Here is a 20295-nt window from a genome sequence, read left to right on the forward strand (position 1 = left end):
TTTCTTTCAGACTTTCCTTGGTTGTTGCACCACTCCAGCAGAGCAACATAATCGCAACAGGTATTTCAAACGCAATACCAAATGCGAAGAACAACTTTAATACAAAACTTAAGTAACTACTGATGTCAGGCGTGATGGTCATGACATCTGGCCCTATACCTGTAAAAAAACCAAGCACTATAGGCATTACTAGGTAGTAACAAAATGCGATACCACTATAAAACAAAATAACGGAGGCCGCTAAAATCGGCATTAATACCTTTTTTTCATTTTGATATAAGCCTGGTGCAATAAATCCCCACACCTGATGCAAAATAAAAGGAAACGCTAAAAACAGTGCTGCAAATAATGTTAGTTTGAATGGCGCGAAAAAGGGCGCTGTAACATCTGTTGCAATCATGCTGGCATTTTCTGGCAGGTTTGATATCAAAGGGGTTGCCACAAACTCATAAATATCATTCGCAAAATAGACAAGCGCTAAAAATATTAACAAAATTGAGGCAAGTGCTCGCATTAAGCGATTACGTAACTCAACTAAATGGCTAATAAATGTTGGTGTTGTTTCAGCGTTACTGTGAGTGTTTGTCATTACTGCTATTCTGCACTTGCTCGGTCGTTTGATCGCTCGATTTGTAGCTGTGGGTCACTGATTGCGCAGCTTCAGAAAGTTCATTAATTGAACGCTGAAGTTCTGGCGATAGATTATCCATACCTTGTTGTTCGGCTTTTTTAAGGTTTTGATGCAGTTCATGTACACGCAATTCTTCGTTGATCTCAGCTTGTACATTGGTTGCCATTTGCTTAATTGTTTTTATCCAGCGTGCAACAGAGCGCACCGCTGTTGGCAAACGCTCAGGGCCCAACACAATCAGACCGACAACAAGAACAACAAAAAGCTCCCAAAAGCCCATGGTTATACCTTATCGTGCTTTTTTTCGCTTTCGCCTGTTTTATCGTGCTCAGTTTTATTTTGAATAGCCTCAGATTTTTGTTCTTCATCTGAAACTGCTTTTTTAAAACCTTTAACTGCACCACCTAAATCGCTACCGATCCCACGCAGCTTTTTAGTGCCAAATAACAATACGATAATTGCTAAGATAATTAGTAGTTGCCAAATGCTAATACCACCAATACCCATAATAGTTTCTCCAATTCAGTCGATGGTTAAATTATACCTGATGATTGCTTGAATGTCGCAAAGCGCGCCAAGCACAGATTGTAGCTGCGCTAAACAAAGCAATTGAGGGAATAATAAATTCAGTCACAAAAAATACAGTGCCAGTTAATGTAAATGTCATGGCAAAAATTGCCCATACAATAGCACGGTTAGATTGTTGTATTGTGACGTTTGCACTGTTATTTGTGTTTTGTTTAAGTGCTTTATAGAGTAAATCAGGCATTTCAGGCAGTTTTTCGCCCCAAAATGGAAGATTTTCTTTAATTTGTGAGAAGACCGCTTTAGGCCCTATTTGTTGTTTTACCCAATCTTCTAAAAATGGTTTTGCGGTTTTCCAAAGATCTAATTGTGGGTAAAGCTGGCGGCCTAATCCTTCAATATACAATAGCGTTTTTTGCAGTAGTACAAGCTGTGGTTGCACTTCCATATTAAATCTTCGGGCGGTATTGAATAGATTTACTAGTACTTGGCCAAAGGAAATTTCAGCAAGCGGTTTTTGGAAGATTGGTTCACATACCGTGCGAATCGCAAACTCGAATTCTTCAACATTTGTATCTGCTGGCACCCAACCTGAATCGACATGGAGCTCTGCCACTTTACGATAATCACGATTAAAAAACGCAATAAAGTTTTCGGCTAAATAGCGCTTATCTTCTTTGTTGAGTGTGCCAACAATGCCGCAGTCGATACCAATGTACATTGGGTTTTCTGGGTGTTCGCGAGAGACAAAAATATTACCTGGATGCATATCCGCATGGAAAAAGCTGTCACGAAATACTTGGGTGAAGAAGACCTCTACACCACGTTCTGCAAGCAGTTGTAAATTGGTGTTTTGTGCCTCAAGTGCGCAAATATCAGATACGGGAATACCGTAAATACGTTCCATCACCAGTACATTTTTACGGCTGTAATCACTATAAACGTAAGGGATATAGAGGCTATCGGAGTTTTCAAAATTGCGCTTAAGCTGAATCGCATTAGCGCCTTCACGCTGTAAATCAAGCTCATCTAACAGTGTTTTTCGATATTCGTTAATAACTTCAACAGGGCGTAGGCGTTTTCCATCAGGCAAAAATTGACTGACTAATTTAGCCAATTGCGCCATTAGCTTTAAATCCGCATAAATTGCATCTTCAATATCAGGGCGAATGACTTTTATCACTACTTCATGACTTTCATCATGGTGCTTTAACTGTGCAGTGTGAACTTGTGCAATTGATGCAGAAGCAAGCGGTTTAGTATCAAAATCGTCAAATAATTGATGAATGTCATCTAAGCCAAGGGCTTGCTCAATAAGCTTTTGCGCTTTTTCACCATCGAATGGCGCGACATTGTCTTGAAGTAAGCTAAGTTCTTTCGCGATATCAGGTGGCAGTAAGTCGCGTCTTGTTGATAACATTTGGCCAAATTTAACCCAAACCGGACCAAGAGACTCGAGTGCTAGGCGCAATCGCTGACCAACGCTCTTATCTTTGTGTTTGTTACCAAGCCAAAAGAAACATGCGCGCGCTATTTTTCCATACCAAGGAAACAAATGATTTGGGATAAGCTCATCTAGGCCGAAATTAAGCAAGGTTTTGATTATTTTATAAGCACGAGGGAAATGCACTAACTGGATCCTTAAATTACCGTTTTAAGCTTATCAACACGCTGTTCTAGTTGTGCCAAATTTTGTTGTAATGCACGGCAGTGTTGCTTGAATAATTGCGCTTCAAGCGGGTGAATCGAGACTTTTAACTCATCTTGTAAAAGGCTGGTAATTGTTGTCTCAGTTATCTTTCTTTGCTGTTTCAGTTTATGAGTTGTTTGTTTAATAAAGTTTACTAAGGTGTAAGCTGGGCCATCACCGAAATAGCGTGACAGATTATCCGCCCAATCGATGTCTAAGTTATTGAATGCTTTGCTGTAGTGCTGAGCAAGATTTAAATCACCGTCTAAATTGAGCTTACCGCTTCGGATAAGTTGAGTAACATTCTCAGGTTTTTCCAGTTCAAGCAGGGTGTTTAAATCTGCGCTAATAAAGCAGTCACTGCTTGCATCACCGTTTGGTAAAATATGAAACTTGGCACCGTCAAAAATCACCGTCATAACAGCATTAAGGTCGGTCACTTCAACGGTTAACTGCTGGCGAACAGCTGGAGTTAAATCATTAATAAACTCATTATCAAGTTTAATTAATTGATTTAATAGCTGCTCGATCGACGCTGCAATAAGGCTAGACACCATAGTGTTAGAACTTAAACCCTTTATGAAGAGCAACAATCCCGCCTGTTAGGTTTTCATAGCTGGTCATTTCAAAACCTACTTCTTCCATCATTGCTTTCAATGTTTCTTGGTCCGGGTGCATGCGAATTGATTCAGCTAAATAACGATACGATTCTGCATCGTTAGCAACGAGTTTGCCCATACCTGGTAGTAAGTTAAATGAGTAAAAATCATAAGCTTTATTCAGTGGCTCATAAATCGGCTTGGAAAACTCTAATACCAATAAACGACCACCAGGCTTTAATACGCGTTGCATTGACGCCAGTGCTTTGCTTTTATCTGTGACATTTCTAAGGCCAAAAGCAATGGTAATAAGATCAAATGTATTGTCTGGAAATGGCAATGCCTCAGCGTTCATTTGCACATATTCAATGTTCCCTACCTTACCTAAGTTACGCAGTTTGTCGCGTCCGACTTTAAGCATGGAATCATTGATATCACCAAGAATAACTTGGCCTTCTGGGCCAACAATATCACTGAAACGCGCGGTCAAATCGCCAGTACCACCGGCTAAATCTAAAATAGTTTGACCTTGGCGAGCACCTGAGCAAGCAATGGTATGGCGTTTCCATAAACGGTGAACACCAAACGACATTAAGTCATTCATTACATCGTATTTGGCTGCAACAGAATGGAATACATCGGCAACTAAACCTTGTTTTTCGTCTCTTGCTACAGATTTGTAACCAAAGTGTGTTTGCTCGTCTTGCGGCTTCATTTTCAATCCTATGATTATTAACGCCTATAGTTTACTCGAATGGAGTGAGAAATGACAATCATCAGCAAGGTCTAATAGCTTAAATTGGGCACTTTTGTTGATCTCACACTAGACTGAATTTATTGGTGAAAAAATGATCTTATAAAATATGACGTTAAAAACCTATTTTAACTTAATTGTGGCAGTCATTATGGTGCTGCTGTTTGCCGCTATTACAAGCTTTTCGCTGATAAATAGTAAGGCGTTTGTTAAACAGCAGTTAGCACAGCAAACTCAATTGGTTGGTCAAAATGCGGTGCAAACTCTCAAGGTTCAAATGGGGCTTGAGCAGGATGAAATGGTAAAACGCTTTACTGACTTTAAAAAAGCGTATGAGTTTACCTATTTACGACTTCAGCACAATAACAGCACTTTGCTTGAACACCGATCAAGCCCAAAAACAGTAATGCCACCTTGGTTGCAAAGCTTACTTGCCCTTAATAGCCCTTTATTTCAGCAGTCGGTATATGTTGATGAACGCGAATACTTGGTGCAGTTGCAAATATCAAATGTGATGGCCAATGATTATATATTTCAGCAACTAAAAGATGTGTGTTTGATTTTTGCTTTCTTTACGTTTCTTACTTGGTTTGTTTTTCGCGTCGCGATTAATATTATCAAAGCGCCTATTGAAGCACTTCAGCAGCATACCAATAAACTGGCCGATAACGATTTTTCAGTTGCCCCTGAAATTCACAGTGTTTCTGAAATGAATGCTTTGATGTCCAGTCATAATCGTATGACTAATCAAGTAAAAGAACTTGTTAATGAGCTTACAAAACGTCTTGAACATGCAAAAAATGCCTTATATCGCGATGAGTTAACTCAACTGGGTAACCGACGTTTATTTAGTGCGCAGTTTAGTCAGTTGTTGCATGAAGAAAAAAACCAAAACGGTGCGCTAATTTTGATGCGTCTAAGTGAATGGGAGAATGTTCGACGAAAAGAGGGGTTTTTAGTTGCAAGATCATTCTTAGAAGATGTCATTCATACATTGCAAAGCAACTCAAAGCAAGGAGCCAATGCGCGTATTTTCCGACTTAACGACAATGAGTTTGCTTGTGTTTTACAGCATCTAACACGTGATGAATTAGTAAAACTTCTCAATGATTTATCATCTGATTTAGCAAGGTTACAAGGACGTTATCAGCAGAAAAAAGAAGTGTTGATTGGTGCGGTACTATGGCACAGCAATGATGATATGTCGGCGGTAATGAAGGCTGCTGATGAAGCTGTTTTAATGGCAACAAAAGAACGTTGGCAATATCACTTATACGAACCTTCAGAACGCATTAAGAAAGTATCCGATATGCTTGCTACGCGTGAAGGAGTGCTATTAGCCATTAATGAATCAAGTCTGCACCTTTCTCAACATGGGGTGATGATGTCAGATCAATTGAATTTAATGTTTTCTGAGGTGCTAAGTAAAATTCAGTACAAGGACGAAATTATACCTACTTTATTGCTGCAGTCTAAAGCAGAGCAGTTTTCAGCAAGCGCGCAGTTAGATAAACGGATATTTGATCAAATTAGAGCCTTGTATATCAAGGGAAACTTAGATTTACCTGTGAGTATTAACGTCTCAGTGCACAGTGTATTAGATGATGAATTTTACGCATGGCTAATGGAGCAATCTCACCAATATGGAGATTTATTTTCTTCTATTATTTGGGAGTTTGATGAAATGATGTTGTCGCAAAGCCAATTAGCGCCTCAGGTAATCACTAAATTGCATAAACTAGGATCAAAGGTAGCGATTGACCATTTTGGTACTGGTGATAATACATTATTAGCTCTTCGCAAGTGGCCAGTCGATATTGTGAAGCTCGATGGCAGCTTTATTCATGAATTGGAGCAAAAACAAGATTCTTGGTATTTTCTTGAAAATATAATTAAGTTGGCGCACAGCTTAGGCGTTGTTGTTGTCTGTGAGCAACTTGAGTCTGAGCAACAAGTTAAATGGGCGAAAGAGTTGGGCAGCGATGGTTTACAAGGCTTTAAACTTGCACTGCCCCATTCGGTAAGTTGATTTATGCGTTAGGCTGGGTCGAAGAATACGTTATTCTTACCCTGCAGTTTTGCTCTTGCTACCGAGTGTCTTGCTGCTGCCGTCAGCTGATTTAGATTATTGTCATGCATTTCACTGATGCCCAATGAAATAGTCAATGTTGGCAAACGTCTGCCACTTCGCGAGCTGATAAACTTCAGCTTTTCAACACCTGAGCGCATTCTTTCAGCAATTTCTTTAGCTGTTTGCAAGCTTACATCAGGCAATAAAATGATGAACTCTTTCCCTTTGGTTCGAACAGGTAGTCCACTTTCTTGAACATAAGAGCGAATTTTTTTGGCCACTTTACCAATAACCACATCGCCAACGGCTTGACCGTACTTCTCATTGAAGTCATTAAAGTCATCAATATCAATGGCGATTGCACAGATAGACTTTCCTTGCTCAACCCAAACAGCTGCTTTATCGGCCATGTATGTTTCTTTATATAGACCTGTTAATGGGTCGACATGTCGCTGCTTTTCGATTTTTTGTAATTGTTGTTGGCAGATCTTGAGTTCTTGTCTGGCTTGCAATAATGATTCGTGCACATGTTGTTGCGAGCCTTTAAGCTCATAACTGGCATTGATTAAATCCGCGATAAGTTGTTTAGCTTCATTGATATCTGCATCATCAATTGCAATTAAACTGCTGTCGAGAGTCGCAATGTATTTATTGACGGTATCACTGCTTTTATCAATTGATGTATCCATAGTGTCTAATGTTTTTGAGACACCTTGAATTAATTCTTTCTGGCTTGAATCTTGTTCAGATAAATAGCGATTGAATAGATTTTCTAGGATGAAATTATCTAATTTTTCATCGGCGGCGAGTAATCCTTCCAGTTCTTCACACAAAGCATCGTTTGATTTTGAGATATAGCTATAAACTGTATGATAGTTGATCGGAATAGGTGGTAAATTATACCTTTCTAAAAACCAGCAAACCTCTGTCATTTTTTGCTGCGCTTGTGCCATGGAATCATGGTACTTCATAAAATCCCAACCTCAGTGGTTAATTACCGCTTAAATATTCACCCTAAATTATTAGCAACCTTCATCCATTAAAGTCCTAAGTAATTAGAAAACAATTTTTCTATTTTGGGAATAGGAAAAGTCTATTAATTATCAAAAAAAAGTGATTTTTTCACTATGAGTAATGCCAAAACTTAGTAATTGGAAACTATCACTACATAAATGATTAAAAACGCCTGTCTGTATACTGAAATGTTGACTTGGTCGCAAATAAGTTGAGATTAAAAAATGAAATTGCGTATGCTGGTACGAAATAATCATTTTGGTTTTAGTTTATGAGAACAATAAAAGTATCCCTATTGACGTTAGCCTTATCGAGCACTTTATTAACGGGTTGCCAATCAACAGACAATTCAACAGCTTCGCAACCAGTTGTTTCACAGGCGCAAACGGCACAGCAATTTGAGAAGTTAGCAGAAAAAATAGTCGCATACCGCAATAGTATTGACCCGTTTAAGAATAAAGATGGTGTCGATGGCTACTTTTTACAAAACCTCTCAAGTGAGTTTTTAGCAGAAAATTTTGCCAAGAATCAGGCATTTTTAAGTGAGCTCAACAGTATCAATGTTGCGCAACTTGATGAGCAAAACCAAATTAATCATTCAATTATGCTTTCTCAGGTGAAAAATGAGGTTGATGAATATCGTTTTAATACCCATTACATGCCATTAACCTCAGAGTTTGGTTTTCACTCTGCGCTGTCATTTATGGTTTCAAGCAGTAGCTTTAAAACATTAGAAGATTATCAGCTGTATTTAAATCGTTTAGCTGGGGTAAAACGCTATTTCGAGCAAAATACTTATTGGATGAAAAAAGGCATTGAGATTGGTTTAACACAGCCAAAACCTGTGCTTGTTGGTTATGAAGATTCAATTAAAGCATACCTAGTTGATGAGCCAAGCAAGTCAGCTTTTTACAAACCGTTTATTACAAAGCCTGAGCATATTTCTGACAAAGAGTTTGCTGAACTGCAGGGTAAAGCTAAAGCAATAATTGCAGAGCAAGTAATCCCTGCGTATGAAAACTACCTAGTTTTCTTCGAATCGGAATATAAACCAAATGCGCGTGCTGAAATAGGCATATCATCAACTCCAGGTGGAGTGGATTATTACCAGAATCGGGTGAAATACTACACCACAACCAATATGACTGCAGAGCAAGTACACCAACTTGGTTTACAAGAAGTAAAACGAATTCGTTCAGAAATGCAACAAATTATTGAATCGACAGGTTTTAAAGGTAGCTTTGCTGAGTTTGTTCAATTTTTACGAACTGATCCGCAGTTTTATGCCAAATCTGCTGAAGAGTTATTGAAAGAAGCGTCGTATATTGCCAAAAAAGCGGATGCGCAATTACCTAAATTCTTTAAACTGCTACCGCGCACGCCTTATGGTGTTGAACCTGTACCAGATTCAATTGCACCAAAATACACTACAGGTCGCTATGTGGGTGCCAATAAAGATACCGACCCAGGTTATTATTGGGTAAACACATATGGTTTGGACAAGCGTCCATTATACGTGTTAGAAGCGCTGACTTTACATGAAGCTGTGCCGGGTCATCATTTACAAATATCTCTTAATAAAGAGCTAGAGAATGTTCCTGACTATCGTCGCAATCATTATATTTCGGCATTTGGTGAGGGGTGGGGGTTATACTCTGAATACCTTGGCAAAGAAATGGGATTCTACCAAGATGCTTATAGCGAATTTGGCCGTTTAACTTATGAAATGTGGCGTGCTGCACGTTTAGTTGTAGACACAGGTATGCATTTATTTGGTTGGAGTCGTGAACAAGCTATGACTTTTATGCAAGAAAACTCTGCATTATCATTGCATAACATCAAAACAGAAACGGATCGCTATATCTCATGGCCGGGCCAGGCTCTTTCATACAAAATTGGTGAATTAACGATTAAGCGATTGCGTGCGAAAGTTGAAGCTGAGTTAAAGCAAAACTTTGATATAAGAGAATTCCATTATCAAATCTTAAAGAATGGCTCATTACCTTTAGATTTATTAGAACGTCAAATTGATAGATATATCGAGCTGGCTAAGCAAGCAAAATAAAATAAAGGCTGCTTCAAGCCACGTAATTTATGATGTTACAATGGTTTCGAAGCAGCCTACATAGCCCTCGACCTGTTAAAGTGGTGGCAGCACCGCAATCATAGGAAAACTCCCTTAGACCGATAGCTTTGCGTCCCCAGTTTTCACTGAGTTTGCCCTTTTCGAACTCAACAGTTCTATTTAAGTTTAGAACGAGTTTTGGTTTTTGACACTTTTAATTGTTATTTTTTCCAATCGTGTAAACTTGTTATAGTTTTTAAAGGATTTTGGTACTCGCTTGCTCATTTAATGGGTTAAAGATAAAGTGCTTTTCATTAAGTTAATTAAATTATAGTTATCATGAACTTAGTTATTAAGAAAATTTTAATAGCTATTCGGCGACATATTCACCATGTTAGTTGGACATCGGTGGTTTCGCTGCTTGCATTACATATGCTCCTAACATGGGCATGCTTGTATGCGGCTAGAGAAACAGAGCTGTTAGCGTTAAATCAATTTATTTATTACTACATAGTAACCACCTCTACGGTGGGATATGGCGACTTAAGCCCTGCCACTGAGTGGGGGAAACTATTTGTTGCTTTAGTGCAGATCCCGGTTGGGTTAGCACTGTTTGGTGTTGTTTTAGGTAAAGTTGGACAAAGTATTACGGGGTTAATCAAAGCATCTATGACTGGCGATAAAGATTTTTCAGGACAAACAGAGCACATTATCATTTTTGGTTATCACCATGCGCGTACACGCAAGATGATTAACTACATATTGGCTGATAATAAACGCTTGGAGCGACGAATTTTATTGGCTGTAGATGAAGAAATGACGCATCCGTTTTCAGATAATCCACATGTTGATTTTGTTAGGCTTTCCAGTTTCACTGACCTTGATGAACTAAAGCGAGTGTCTATTGATGGCGCTGATAAAGTGATTGTGGATGGTGCTGATGATGATCAAACTTTTACAACTGCACTAAAAATGAGTCGCCTAGTAAATGATAAATGCCATATCAGTGCTTATTTTCTCGATGAAAGCAAAAGTGAGATGCTTCGAGAGCATTGTAAAAATGTTGAATCTACCAGCTCTAAGTCAGTAGAAATTCTAGTACGCTCCATGCAAGATCCTGGTTCAAGTCGTATTCAAGAAGAATTGCTATCAACATTACATGGCGATACGCAATTTAGTTTAGAAGTGGGTAAGGTGAAAGAGGGCCTTAAGTTTGAAGCATTATTCTTTTATTTTAAAAAAGAGTGTGATGCAACGATACTAGGGGTTGCACAAAATCGCGTTGGTGATGGCTTAGATTTGAATCCACCGCTGGATATGGTGATTAAACAAGGTGATATTTTACATTATATGGCAGTGGAACGAGTATTAAGTGACGAGATAAACTGGTCATCACTATAAAATTTAAGCAATTAAAAAGGCAACGAAAGTTGCCTTTTTAACGAATGTTATAAGCTGGTTCCATATCGACTTCACCAAGGTGATCTATGGTGGCGTAGATAGAATCGCAGCGCGCGAATGCTAAATAGTTGTTTTCTAGTTTTCGAGCAAACGCGAGCTGATAGCCATAACGATTTAACTTATTCAACTCAACTTTTTGTGCAAAGCTTAAATTTTGCCAAAAGTCGTTTAAATCGCGCTCTCCCTGCCTTCTATCATCTAAAGGGTTTTTTGTTAAAGCGGACATAGTTTATTCGCAGTTAAAAAATAGACAATTGATATTAATACATACCAAAGAGTTGTGTCTAGTCCGATCAGGTAAAGAGTCTGAAATTAACGGTGAAAATCATTTAACTGTATGTATTTAATATGTATTCCCACTCATCGTCGGTGACAGGTTGAATGGAGAGGCGACTACCTTTTTGTACTAAATACATAGATTCGAGCTGTTTATCAGCTTTTAATTTTGAAAGTGCAATAATGCGTAATTTATCGACAAATTCAAGAGTCACACTAGTCCATCTTGGGTTGTCTGTAGTAGCTTTAGCATCATAATATTTTGACTGACTATCAAACTGCGAAGGGTCAGGAAAAGCCGTTTTAATTACCTTTGCTATTCCAACAATTCCAGGTTCTTTGCAGCTTGAGTGGTAAATAAAAACGAGATCGCCCAATGCGACTTGATCTCTTAAAAAGTTTCTTGCTTGGTAATTGCGGATCCCATCCCAAATTTCTTCTTTTTTACGTTTTAAATCGTCAATCGAAAACTCATCAGGTTCGGTTTTAAATAACCAATATTGCATTACCCATTCTCGCTAATGTTAAACTAATCAGTGTTTGCTATTATAGCGATACTAGCAAATTACGAAATAGTGTTATGAGTCAGGTACTAGGCGATCTTTTAGCGTTACTTAAGTTAGAAAAAATTGAGCAGGGTTTGTACCGAGGTCCAAGTCAGGATCTTGGATTTAAAGCGGTATTTGGTGGCCAAGTTATGGGTCAAGCCTTATCAGCTGCCAAGGAAACTGTTGCCGAGGATAGGCAGGTGCACTCACTGCACTCTTATTTTTTAAGGCCGGGTGATGTTGCGCATCCAATTGTCTATGATGTTGAAAACATACGTGATGGCCGAAGTTTTAGTACGCGCAGAGTAAAAGCAATTCAGTTTGGTAAACCGATTTTTTACATGACTGCGTCATTTCAAGTAGAAGAGCTAGGCGTTACTCACCAAGCGGCTATGCCGAATGTACCAGGACCCGATAAGTTGCCATCCTCGCTTGATGTATATCGAGAGCATAAAGATCTGATCCCAGAGAAAATCCGCAATAAAATAATTTGTGATAAGCCGATTGAAATGCGTCCGGTGAATTTTCAAAATCCATTTAAGCCTATTGTGACTTTGCCTGAGCGTTATGTGTGGTTTAAAGCCAATGGTGATATGCCGAATGATCCGCGCGTTCATAAGTATCTTTTAGCATATGCATCTGATTTTGAGTTTTTACCAACAGCATTACAGCCGCATGGTTTATCATTTTTACAGCCTGATATGCAGGTGGCAACAATAGATCATGCAATGTACTTTCACCGTCCTTTCCGTTTGGATGATTGGATTTTATATGCGGTTGATAGTCCAACAGCAAGTGGCGGCCGTGGTTTAGTGCGTGGGCAGTTCTTTAATCAGCAAGGTGAGCTGATAGCCTCAACCATTCAAGAAGGTGTTATTAGGCAATACAAATAGAAAAGGCGGTTAAACCGCCTTTTTATTTAGTTTTCTAATGCACTTGCTATGCTAGGCGCAAGTTGCTCAGAAATAATTTTGCTGAGCTTATGGGTGGTTTGATTGCCTGAGATCTTGCCTTGTTCGCAATCATTAATCATATCGTTTTGTTTTAAAGTACAAATAAAACCAGAGAGTATTTTCTTGTCAAAAAACTCTGGTGTATCAATACCAAACAGTTGTGCTAGTTGCTGTGCAAACTCTTGGCTTTGTTGTTCTAATTGCTCTTGAGAAATACCATCAGTAACTAAAATCAGTTTGATTACACTGGCGTAGCGAATCAGAGTGCATTGAATAAAACGTGCTAATAAATTGAGCTGAGCTAATGATTTGCTGTTTGGGTTAACAGCAATTGAGTCATTCTCTATGGTAACAAAGCCAATGCTGCTTAACGCTTCAATTGACTCGTTGATGTAATTCTCACAATACGGCTGCATAAACCACTCTTGTTTAAATAGTGGGTAAAGTGCTTCCACTTGGTTTATTAATTTCTCGCGTGAAATCTGCTTATGACTAACTAAAATCGAGCTAATTAAACTCGGCACTGCAAATAAATGAAGCACATTATTTCGATAATAATTGAGTAATACTTTTTGCGTATCTTTAATGCGAATGACATCAACACGGCTTTGTGTAATCGTTTCAAACTTATCTAATTTTAATGCGTGTTCTAACAACTGTTCAGCACTTTGTTCTGGTAGGCTTACATCTTGGCTATATGGAGCTATTTCAAGCAGTCTTAAATAGCTTGTCATAGATGCAATAAGCTCAGTTTTTGTCATGGCTTGCTTATCGGTATTTAGCAAAATGCACGACATCAATGTAACCGCATTAATTGCAGCTGCGTTATTAATATTAACCATTACAGAATCAGCTAACTTACCTACCATAGGAGTAAGCCAAGAGGGTTTATTTGAAGCATTGATGCTTTCACGCCAATCTGATTGGTGATGTGTAAGGTACTGATTAATGTTAATAGGCTCGCCAAAATTAACATTGCCTTTACCGTAATTTTTTAGCTTTCTTAGTGTTTTAAAAACACCCAAAACAGATTCGTTTTTCTTTTTTTGCCCAGCCAATTCGCCTAAGTAGGTATTTACTTCCATTACATGTTCGTAGCCAATGTAGACAGGCACAATTGAAATCGGTCTATCGATACCGCGTAAAACTGATTGCAATGTCATTGCTAACATCCCAGTTTTAGGTGGCAGCAAACGACCTGTTCTGCTACGACCACCTTCAGTATAAAACTTAACGGCGTATCCTTTAATAAACAATTGGCTTAAATACTCACGAAATACCGTGGAGTAAAGTTTGTTGCCTTTGAATGAACGGCGTAAGAAAAATGCACCACAGCGTCTGAAAATAGGGCCTGCAGGCCAAAAACTTAAATTGATACCAGCCGCAATATGCGGCGGCACATAGCCTTGATGATAGATTACATAAGTCAGTAATAAGTAATCCATATGACTACGATGACAGGGCATATAGATAATCTCATGACCTTTGTCAGTGAGCTCTTGAATGCGCTCTGGATTATTAACTTCAATCCCGTTGTAAAGCTTGGTCCAAAGCCATGTAAGAATTCGCTCTGAGACACCAATCATTGATTCGTTGTAATTAGCGGCAATTTCATCAACTAATTTGATGGCATTATGACGTGCTTCAGTGATTGAAATATTTTTACTTTTTGCTTCTTCTTCTATTGCTGCTTTTACGGAGGCAGAAGCAAGTAGCCCTTGATAAAGTTGATCTCGTGACGGTAATTTAGGGCCAAGCGCTGCCAGCTTTTGGCGCTTAAAGTGCACGCGAGCAACGCGAATGAGTTTATGTGGTAAATCGCTGCTTTGTTTTTTTCCTGTGAGTTCAGATAGCTGCAAAGGGCGACTAAAACGAATTAAGTTGTCACGACCAGAAACTAAGACTACAAAGAGTTTACGTAGCCAACTTGGCGTTAAAGAGCTCGATAAGATTGTTCCAAGCCCTGGCTTTTCTTTACCTGGATTACGTCCCCACAAGATCGTCACAGGAATAACTTGTAAATCATTTACATCAGATTGTTTTAATGCGCTGAAAATTTCTTCGCTTATAGCAAGTGCAGGGCTTTCTTTTTTCGCTTTACCAAAAAGTGGTGAGCGATGGTGAATTGGTATATAGCGAGGAACTTGTTTTGAGCCAATTTGTTGATTAATTTGCGGATCAGGTAAGCCTAATTTTTTACAAGTGGTTCTTAGTACTGCTGCATCAGCAAACGAGTTTAATAAAGTGATATAAACGGTTGGCTTATTTACATCAATACCAAGATTGTCCAAAGGGTGTTCCGGCACAATTTTAGAACGTACAAAAAGTTTGTTCATACCGTTTGCGAACCACTGAATCAGAGTACTAACCAAATTCATAAAACCAACCTAAAACAAAAAGGGGCGCTAGCATACCAGTTAACGTAAAAAGATTAAATAACTGGTCATGCCAGAAGAAAAATAAAGCAATTGAGTGTACAGCTGTAAGCATTATTTTCTTGCTTGTACAAAAATTTCTAAATGAAATGTAAGTATTAAGCATAGCGCGAATTATCAAAGAATTAAAAGTTGCGAAATAACAACAACTGTATATACTCACAGTTACCTGTACTGTATGGAAAACCAGTGAATGAGACCATTAACTAAACGCCAAGCGCAAATTTTAGAGCTTGTTAAAGTATTTATTAAAGATACTGGCATGCCCCCAACTCGTGCTGAAATAGCCTCTACATTAGGATTTAAAAAAGCGCTTGCTAAAAAAGGTGTAATTGAGATGGTACCTGGCGCGAGTCGAGGTATTCGTTTAGTTGAGGAGGAAGAGCCAGAGCAATTAGGGTTACCGCTAATTGGCCAAGTAGCAGCAGGCTCACCTATTTTGGCTCATGAACATATTGAAAGTCATTATCAGGTGGATCCGCATTTGTTTAATCCATGTGCTGATTTCTTACTGCGCGTTAAAGGTGAGAGTATGAAAGATATTGGCATTATGGATGGTGATTTATTAGCCGTGCACCGAACTCCTGTTGCTAATAATGGGCAAGTTGTTGTCGCGCGCGTAGATGAAGATGTAACGGTTAAGCGCTTTGAAAAAGCTGGTAAGCATGTGTTACTGCATGCTGAAAATGAAGCATTTGATACTATCAAAGTCGATTTAGAGCACGATCACTTCAATATTGAAGGATTAGCTGTTGGCGTTATTCGAAACGCAGATTGGATGTAAATAAAAACAGTTAATAAGTAAGGCTAGTTGTTAAAGTTACTAGCCTTATAAACTAAGCAAACACTTCTTAACAACACATTTCTAGTGTCAAATCCCCTTACTTAAATATCGCTAACTTGTAGATTTATAAAAAATTTATCTTAAATTTGACTTGCGTAAAAATTAATCGTTTACTAGACCTTAGTAGTAACCTTTGTTTTCTTTGAGCTTAAGTGCGGGCTTTGAAAACAAAATATAATAAAGAAAATGGAGTGATGCTGTAGTGCGTCGTGTGATCAAATCACATTAACTTTCACTGACCATTTCCTAACAACATAATAATAATTAGCAAAGGAGCGAGCATGAGGTTAGTTAAACTATCCTTATGGTTACTATTGAGCTTTCCTTTTTTAGCAGTTGGGACGAGTCAATATAACTTACCTGTTGGGGTGACGGACATCAGCCGTGATGTTTACGAGCTCCATATGACCATATTTTATATCTGTTGCGTTATTGGATTAATTGTATTTGCCATCATGTTTTGGGCAATTATCCATCACCGTAAATCTAAAGGGGCTGTTCCTGCCCAATTTCATGAAAGTACCAAAGTTGAAATTTTGTGGACAGCAATTCCATTTGTCATTTTGATTGCCATGGCGGTTCCTGCCACCAAAACATTAATTGCAATGGAAGACACCACCAAAGCGGACCTGACAATCAAAGTCACCGGCTCACAATGGAAATGGCATTATGAATACCTTGACCACGATGTGTCATTCTATTCTGTGTTATCAACTCCTCGAGAGCAAATAACCAATCAAGATGAAAAAACAGAAACCTATTTGTTAGATGTTGATAAGCCATTAATTATTCCTAAAGGCAAAAAGGTGCGTTTTTTAATGACCTCAGATGATGTTATTCACTCTTGGTGGGTACCTGAATTTGCTGTGAAAAAAGATGCCAACCCTGGTTTTATCAATGAAGCTTGGACACGTGTTAATGAAACCGGCATCTACCGTGGCCAATGTGCTGAACTGTGCGGTAAAGACCATGGCTTTATGCCAGTTGTTGTTGAAGTAAAAGAGCCTGCTGAATTTGATCAATGGCTCGCTAATGCGCAATTAGAAAAAGCACAGGCAGCAGCTGCTGAAAAAGCATCGCTTGATTTGACTCTATCTAAAGATGAATTAATGACACTTGGCGAACAAGTTTACATGGCAAATTGTGCTGCATGTCACCAACCTACAGGTATGGGATTGCCAGGCGTATTCCCAGCACTCAAAGATAGCCCTATTGCACTTGGCGATGTTAAAGCGCATATCGGCATTGTGGTTCACGGTAAACCAGCTACAGCGATGCAGGGGTACAGCAAAATGCTGTCTTTAAAAGAGCTTGCCGCAGTGGTGACGTATGAGCGTAATGCTTGGGGTAACAATACAGGTGACTTAGTTCAACCTAGTGATATTCAAGAATCTATGGGAGAAGCACAATAATGACAACAATAGCTGAATCTCATCATCACCATCATGCCCCAACAGGCATCAAACGTTGGTTATTTACGACAAACCACAAAGATATTGGCACGCTTTATTTATTATTTGCATTGCTGATGTTTTTGACTGGTGGCGCAATGGCGCTAGTGATCCGTGCTGAATTATTCCAGCCAGGATTGCAATTTGTAGAACCTCACTTTTTTAATCAAATGACAACTGTGCATGGCTTAATTATGGTTTTTGGTGCCGTAATGCCTGCATTTACAGGGCTTGCAAACTGGATGATCCCAATGATGATTGGTGCGCCAGACATGGCTTTACCAAGAATGAATAACTGGAGTTTTTGGATACTGCCTTTTGCATTTTTTATTCTTTTAATGTCGCTCTTTATGGAAGGCGGCGGTCCTGCATTTGGTTGGACTTTTTACGCACCTCTTTCAACTACTTATAGTAATGACAACACGGCATTATTTGTTTTTGCGGTTCATATAATGGGTATTAGCTCGATTATGGGGGCAATCAATGTGATTGTAACCATCGTTAATATGCGTGCTCCAGGTATGACCTATATGAAACTGCCACTGTTTGTATGGACATGGTTAATTACGGCGTTTTTATTAATAGCTGTAATGCCTGTTTTGGCAGGTGCTGTGACTATGGTATTGACTGATAAATATTTTGGCACTGACTTCTTTAATGCGGCTGGTGGCGGTGATCCGGTAATGTTCCAGCATATTTTCTGGTTCTTCGGTCACCCTGAAGTGTACATTATGATTTTGCCGGCATTTGGTGTCATCTCCACAATCATTCCAACATTCTCGCGGAAAAAACTATTTGGCTATGCGTCGATGGTTTATGCCACTGCATCTATTGCGTTTTTATCGTTCATTGTGTGGGCGCATCATATGTTTACTACGGGGATGCCGCTTGCAGGTGAGTTGTTCTTTATGTACAGCACCATGTTGATTTCGGTACCTACAGGGGTAAAAGTGTTTAACTGGGTCGCTACTATGTGGCGAGGTTCAATTAGCTTTGAAGTGCCAATGCTCTTTTCCATCGCGTTTATTGTGTTATTTACCTTAGGTGGTTTTTCCGGCTTGATGTTGGCAATTACTCCTGTGGATTTCCAATATCATGATACCTATTTTGTTGTAGCACATTTCCATTATGTATTAGTTACCGGCGCTGTGTTTTCAATTATGGCCGGTGCATATTATTGGTTGCCTAAGTGGACTGGCAATATGTATCACATAGGCCTTGCTAAAGCGCATTTTTGGCTATCATTAATTAGTGTAAATATCTTGTTCTTCCCAATGCACTTTGTTGGATTAGCAGGTATGCCTCGTCGTATTCCAGACTATGCCCTTCAATTTGCTGATTTTAATGCACTAATAAGTATTGGTGGCTTTGCATTTGGATTATCACAGTTGTTATTTGTTGCTGTGGTATATAAATGTGCTAAAGGTGGCCAAAAAGTCCCTGCAAAAGTATGGGATGGTGCTGAAGGTTTAGAGTGGGAAGTTGATTCTCCTGCACCTTATCACACTTTCTCTGAGCCACCGGAAGTGAAGTAATGAACAACGTAAAGCTACTTAAAAAGTTAATTTTAACCAGCTTGCTAATGTTTGCTTTTGCATTTGCTTTGGTGCCTCTATATGACGTTTTTTGTGATATCACAGGATTAAACGGCAAACCGAATATGGAGCAAGCTAAAGTAAGTGCTAACAGTGATGAATCACGTAGTGTTCGTGTAACGTTTATTACCCATGCGCAAGCTGGGGCGCCTTTCAAAGTGAAGGCGAAACGTTACAGCGTTGATGTTAGCCCTGGTGAAATGGAGCGCATTGAGTTTATTGCGCAGAATCTATCGAGTAGCGACAAAATAATGCAAGCCGTACCGTCAGTAGCGCCTGGTCGTGCGGCTAAATATTTACATAAAGTCTCTTGCTTTTGTTTCAATCAACAGCCGTTAACCAGTAAAGGCTCAGCGGATCTACCTCTACTATTTTACTTAGATGAAACGCTGCCAAATGATATTCATGAAGTTACTTTGTCATACACAATTTACGATATCACCGCAGATGTTAAGGGGAAAGTTGCAAGCAATAGCAATAGCGATGGAGAGTTAACAAATGAAAACTCAATATGAAAAATATTATGTACCTGAGCAAAGTCACTGGCCCATTGTCGGGGCTGTTGCATTATTCTTAATTGCAGTTGGCTCAGGTTTAGCGGTAATGCAAACTGCTAAACAGCAAGGTGGAATAGGTTTTTATGTCTTGATATTGGGCATCGCAGTTCTGCTTTATATGTTATTTGGCTGGTTTAAAAATGTGATTGATGAATCACAAGGTGGGCTTTATTCGGCACAAATGGATCGTTCCTTTAGGCAAGGAATGGCGTGGTTTATTTTCTCTGAAGTGATGTTCTTTATGGCATTCTTTGGCGCGTTATTCTATGCCCGAACCTTTGCTGTACCTTGGTTAGGTGGTGACAGCAATAATGCCATGACCAACGAGGTATTGTGGCCTTCTTTTGAGGCGGTATGGCCGTTATTAAATACTCCAGGTGGTGATGAAACTAAAGCGATGGGGTGGCAAGGTTTACCTTTAATCAACACCATTATTCTGCTTACATCTTCAATCACCTTGCACTGTGCTCACACAGCAATGGAGCATGGTAAGCGCACACAATTAAAAACCATGTTAGCACTGACAATTGCACTTGGTGCTATTTTCTTGGTGTTACAAGGTGAGGAATATGTGCACGCCTATCAAGATTTAGGGCTTACGCTCGATTCAGGCATTTACGGTAATACCTTCTTTTTATTAACCGGCTTTCATGGCATGCATGTAACGCTAGGTACTATCTTGTTATTTGTTGTATTTGTGAGAATTTTGAAAGGGCATTTTAGCGAAGAAAAGCATTTTGCTTTTCAAGCAGCTGCTTGGTATTGGCACTTTGTTGATGTGGTGTGGTTGTGTTTATTCGTCTTTGTGTACGTACTTTAAGTGTCA

The 20295-nt window shown here is 39.1% G+C and carries 19 protein-coding genes and 1 riboswitch; of the genes, 9 read left to right on the top strand and 10 right to left on the bottom strand.

Annotated features, from left to right (window positions below; translation table 11 throughout):
• From tatC to ubiE, 6 genes are all read right to left on the bottom strand, one after another.
• Positions 1-589: twin-arginine translocase subunit TatC (gene tatC, locus ON073_RS11210; protein WP_274761974.1), on the bottom strand; the 589-nt coding region annotated here is incomplete at its 3' end.
• Positions 570-911 carry a Sec-independent protein translocase protein TatB gene (tatB, locus tag ON073_RS11215; RefSeq protein WP_274761975.1) on the bottom strand — a complete coding sequence of 114 codons (342 nt, stop codon included), beginning with the start codon at positions 909-911 and terminating at the stop codon, positions 570-572. The genes tatC and tatB, both read right to left, overlap by 20 nt.
• A gap of 2 nt (positions 912-913) precedes the next feature.
• Complete coding sequence (gene tatA / locus ON073_RS11220) at positions 914-1138, bottom strand: Sec-independent protein translocase subunit TatA (RefSeq protein WP_274761976.1); 225 nt, start codon at positions 1136-1138, stop codon at positions 914-916.
• A gap of 31 nt (positions 1139-1169) precedes the next feature.
• Positions 1170-2786: a ubiquinone biosynthesis regulatory protein kinase UbiB gene (gene ubiB / locus ON073_RS11225; protein ID WP_274761977.1), complete on the bottom strand. Its 1617-nt coding sequence runs from the start codon at positions 2784-2786 to the stop codon at positions 1170-1172.
• Positions 2787-2797: 11 nt separating this feature from the next.
• Positions 2798-3403 (bottom strand): ubiquinone biosynthesis accessory factor UbiJ, encoded by a 606-nt coding sequence (locus ON073_RS11230; RefSeq protein WP_274761978.1) that lies wholly within the window; start codon positions 3401-3403, stop codon positions 2798-2800.
• Between the two features lie 4 nt (positions 3404-3407).
• Positions 3408-4160: a bifunctional demethylmenaquinone methyltransferase/2-methoxy-6-polyprenyl-1,4-benzoquinol methylase UbiE gene (gene ubiE / locus ON073_RS11235; RefSeq protein ID WP_274761979.1), complete on the bottom strand. Its 753-nt coding sequence runs from the start codon at positions 4158-4160 to the stop codon at positions 3408-3410.
• 148 nt (positions 4161-4308) lie between these two features.
• On the opposite strand from ubiE, the gene ON073_RS11240 reads away from it, so the two are divergent.
• Complete coding sequence (locus ON073_RS11240) at positions 4309-6228, top strand: EAL domain-containing protein (protein WP_274761980.1); 1920 nt, start codon at positions 4309-4311, stop codon at positions 6226-6228.
• A gap of 8 nt (positions 6229-6236) precedes the next feature.
• Here ON073_RS11240 and ON073_RS11245 read toward each other — a convergent pair whose 3' ends face one another.
• Positions 6237-7241, bottom strand: coding sequence for a GGDEF domain-containing protein (locus ON073_RS11245; RefSeq protein WP_274761981.1), 1005 nt, complete (start codon positions 7239-7241; stop codon positions 6237-6239).
• A gap of 314 nt (positions 7242-7555) precedes the next feature.
• Between ON073_RS11245 and ON073_RS11250 the strand changes: the two genes are divergently transcribed.
• Both ON073_RS11250 and ON073_RS11255 read left to right on the top strand, forming a co-directional pair.
• Complete coding sequence (locus tag ON073_RS11250) at positions 7556-9349, top strand: DUF885 domain-containing protein (RefSeq protein ID WP_274761982.1); 1794 nt, start codon at positions 7556-7558, stop codon at positions 9347-9349.
• A gap of 82 nt (positions 9350-9431) precedes the next feature.
• A riboswitch (cyclic di-GMP riboswitch) is annotated at positions 9432-9516 on the bottom strand.
• Between the two features lie 172 nt (positions 9517-9688).
• On the top strand, positions 9689-10750 hold the full coding sequence (locus ON073_RS11255; protein WP_274761983.1) for a potassium channel family protein: 1062 nt from the start codon (positions 9689-9691) through the stop codon (positions 10748-10750).
• Positions 10751-10787: 37 nt separating this feature from the next.
• Here the strand turns inward: ON073_RS11255 and ON073_RS11260 are convergent, their stop codons facing one another.
• Both ON073_RS11260 and ON073_RS11265 read right to left on the bottom strand, forming a co-directional pair.
• Positions 10788-11036, bottom strand: a complete 249-nt coding sequence (locus tag ON073_RS11260; RefSeq protein WP_274761984.1) for a hypothetical protein — start codon at positions 11034-11036, stop codon at positions 10788-10790.
• Positions 11037-11139: 103 nt separating this feature from the next.
• A complete protein-coding gene (locus tag ON073_RS11265) occupies positions 11140-11592 on the bottom strand; it encodes an EVE domain-containing protein (RefSeq protein WP_274761985.1) in 453 nt (150 codons plus the stop codon).
• A gap of 74 nt (positions 11593-11666) precedes the next feature.
• Here ON073_RS11265 and tesB point away from each other — a divergent pair, with 74 nt between their 5' ends.
• The gene (gene tesB / locus ON073_RS11270; protein ID WP_274761986.1) at positions 11667-12527 is read left to right on the top strand and encodes an acyl-CoA thioesterase II; all 861 of its coding nucleotides are present in this window, start codon (positions 11667-11669) and stop codon (positions 12525-12527) included.
• Between the two features lie 26 nt (positions 12528-12553).
• Here the strand turns inward: tesB and plsB are convergent, their stop codons facing one another.
• Entirely contained in the window at positions 12554-14965 is a 2412-nt protein-coding gene (plsB, locus tag ON073_RS11275; protein ID WP_274761987.1) for a glycerol-3-phosphate 1-O-acyltransferase PlsB, read from the bottom strand.
• A gap of 250 nt (positions 14966-15215) precedes the next feature.
• Here plsB and lexA point away from each other — a divergent pair, with 250 nt between their 5' ends.
• From lexA to ON073_RS11300, 5 genes are all read left to right on the top strand, one after another.
• Positions 15216-15806 (top strand): transcriptional repressor LexA, encoded by a 591-nt coding sequence (gene lexA / locus ON073_RS11280; protein WP_274761988.1) that lies wholly within the window; start codon positions 15216-15218, stop codon positions 15804-15806.
• A 341-nt stretch (positions 15807-16147) separates the two neighbouring features.
• A complete protein-coding gene (coxB, locus tag ON073_RS11285; protein ID WP_274761989.1) occupies positions 16148-17278 on the top strand; it encodes a cytochrome c oxidase subunit II in 1131 nt (376 codons plus the stop codon).
• On the top strand, positions 17278-18852 hold the full coding sequence (gene ctaD, locus ON073_RS11290) for a cytochrome c oxidase subunit I (RefSeq protein WP_274761990.1): 1575 nt from the start codon (positions 17278-17280) through the stop codon (positions 18850-18852). The genes coxB and ctaD overlap by 1 nt, the downstream gene beginning before the upstream one ends.
• The gene (locus ON073_RS11295; RefSeq protein ID WP_274761991.1) at positions 18852-19427 is read left to right on the top strand and encodes a cytochrome c oxidase assembly protein; all 576 of its coding nucleotides are present in this window, start codon (positions 18852-18854) and stop codon (positions 19425-19427) included. The genes ctaD and ON073_RS11295 overlap by 1 nt, the downstream gene beginning before the upstream one ends.
• Positions 19411-20289, top strand: coding sequence for a cytochrome c oxidase subunit 3 (locus ON073_RS11300; RefSeq protein ID WP_274761992.1), 879 nt, complete (start codon positions 19411-19413; stop codon positions 20287-20289). Before ON073_RS11295 ends, ON073_RS11300 begins: the two co-directional genes overlap by 17 nt.
• Positions 20290-20295 lie beyond the last annotated feature (6 nt).

Origin of the sequence: Pseudoalteromonas sp. G4, assembly GCF_028875915.1 — a bacterium.
In the GTDB taxonomy this organism is placed as follows: Bacteria; Pseudomonadota; Gammaproteobacteria; order Enterobacterales; family Alteromonadaceae; genus Pseudoalteromonas.

What these genes read in the sequence shown, in the direction of transcription:
- tatB (WP_274761975.1), bottom strand. Translation starts at nt 911, where the DNA reads ATGGGCTTTTGGGAGCTTTTTGTTGTTCTTGTTGTCGGTCTGATTGTG.
- tatA (WP_274761976.1), bottom strand. Translation starts at nt 1,138, where the DNA reads ATGGGTATTGGTGGTATTAGCATTTGGCAACTACTAATTATCTTAGCA.
- ON073_RS11230 (WP_274761978.1), bottom strand. Translation starts at nt 3,403, where the DNA reads ATGGTGTCTAGCCTTATTGCAGCGTCGATCGAGCAGCTATTAAATCAA.
- ubiE (WP_274761979.1), bottom strand. Translation starts at nt 4,160, where the DNA reads ATGAAGCCGCAAGACGAGCAAACACACTTTGGTTACAAATCTGTAGCA.
- ON073_RS11240 (WP_274761980.1), top strand. Translation starts at nt 4,309, where the DNA reads ATGACGTTAAAAACCTATTTTAACTTAATTGTGGCAGTCATTATGGTG.
- ON073_RS11245 (WP_274761981.1), bottom strand. Translation starts at nt 7,241, where the DNA reads ATGAAGTACCATGATTCCATGGCACAAGCGCAGCAAAAAATGACAGAG.
- ON073_RS11250 (WP_274761982.1), top strand. Translation starts at nt 7,556, where the DNA reads ATGAGAACAATAAAAGTATCCCTATTGACGTTAGCCTTATCGAGCACT.
- ON073_RS11255 (WP_274761983.1), top strand. Translation starts at nt 9,689, where the DNA reads ATGAACTTAGTTATTAAGAAAATTTTAATAGCTATTCGGCGACATATT.
- ON073_RS11260 (WP_274761984.1), bottom strand. Translation starts at nt 11,036, where the DNA reads ATGTCCGCTTTAACAAAAAACCCTTTAGATGATAGAAGGCAGGGAGAG.
- ON073_RS11265 (WP_274761985.1), bottom strand. Translation starts at nt 11,592, where the DNA reads ATGCAATATTGGTTATTTAAAACCGAACCTGATGAGTTTTCGATTGAC.
- tesB (WP_274761986.1), top strand. Translation starts at nt 11,667, where the DNA reads ATGAGTCAGGTACTAGGCGATCTTTTAGCGTTACTTAAGTTAGAAAAA.
- plsB (WP_274761987.1), bottom strand. Translation starts at nt 14,965, where the DNA reads ATGAATTTGGTTAGTACTCTGATTCAGTGGTTCGCAAACGGTATGAAC.
- lexA (WP_274761988.1), top strand. Translation starts at nt 15,216, where the DNA reads ATGAGACCATTAACTAAACGCCAAGCGCAAATTTTAGAGCTTGTTAAA.
- coxB (WP_274761989.1), top strand. Translation starts at nt 16,148, where the DNA reads ATGAGGTTAGTTAAACTATCCTTATGGTTACTATTGAGCTTTCCTTTT.
- ctaD (WP_274761990.1), top strand. Translation starts at nt 17,278, where the DNA reads ATGACAACAATAGCTGAATCTCATCATCACCATCATGCCCCAACAGGC.
- ON073_RS11295 (WP_274761991.1), top strand. Translation starts at nt 18,852, where the DNA reads ATGAACAACGTAAAGCTACTTAAAAAGTTAATTTTAACCAGCTTGCTA.
- ON073_RS11300 (WP_274761992.1), top strand. Translation starts at nt 19,411, where the DNA reads ATGAAAACTCAATATGAAAAATATTATGTACCTGAGCAAAGTCACTGG.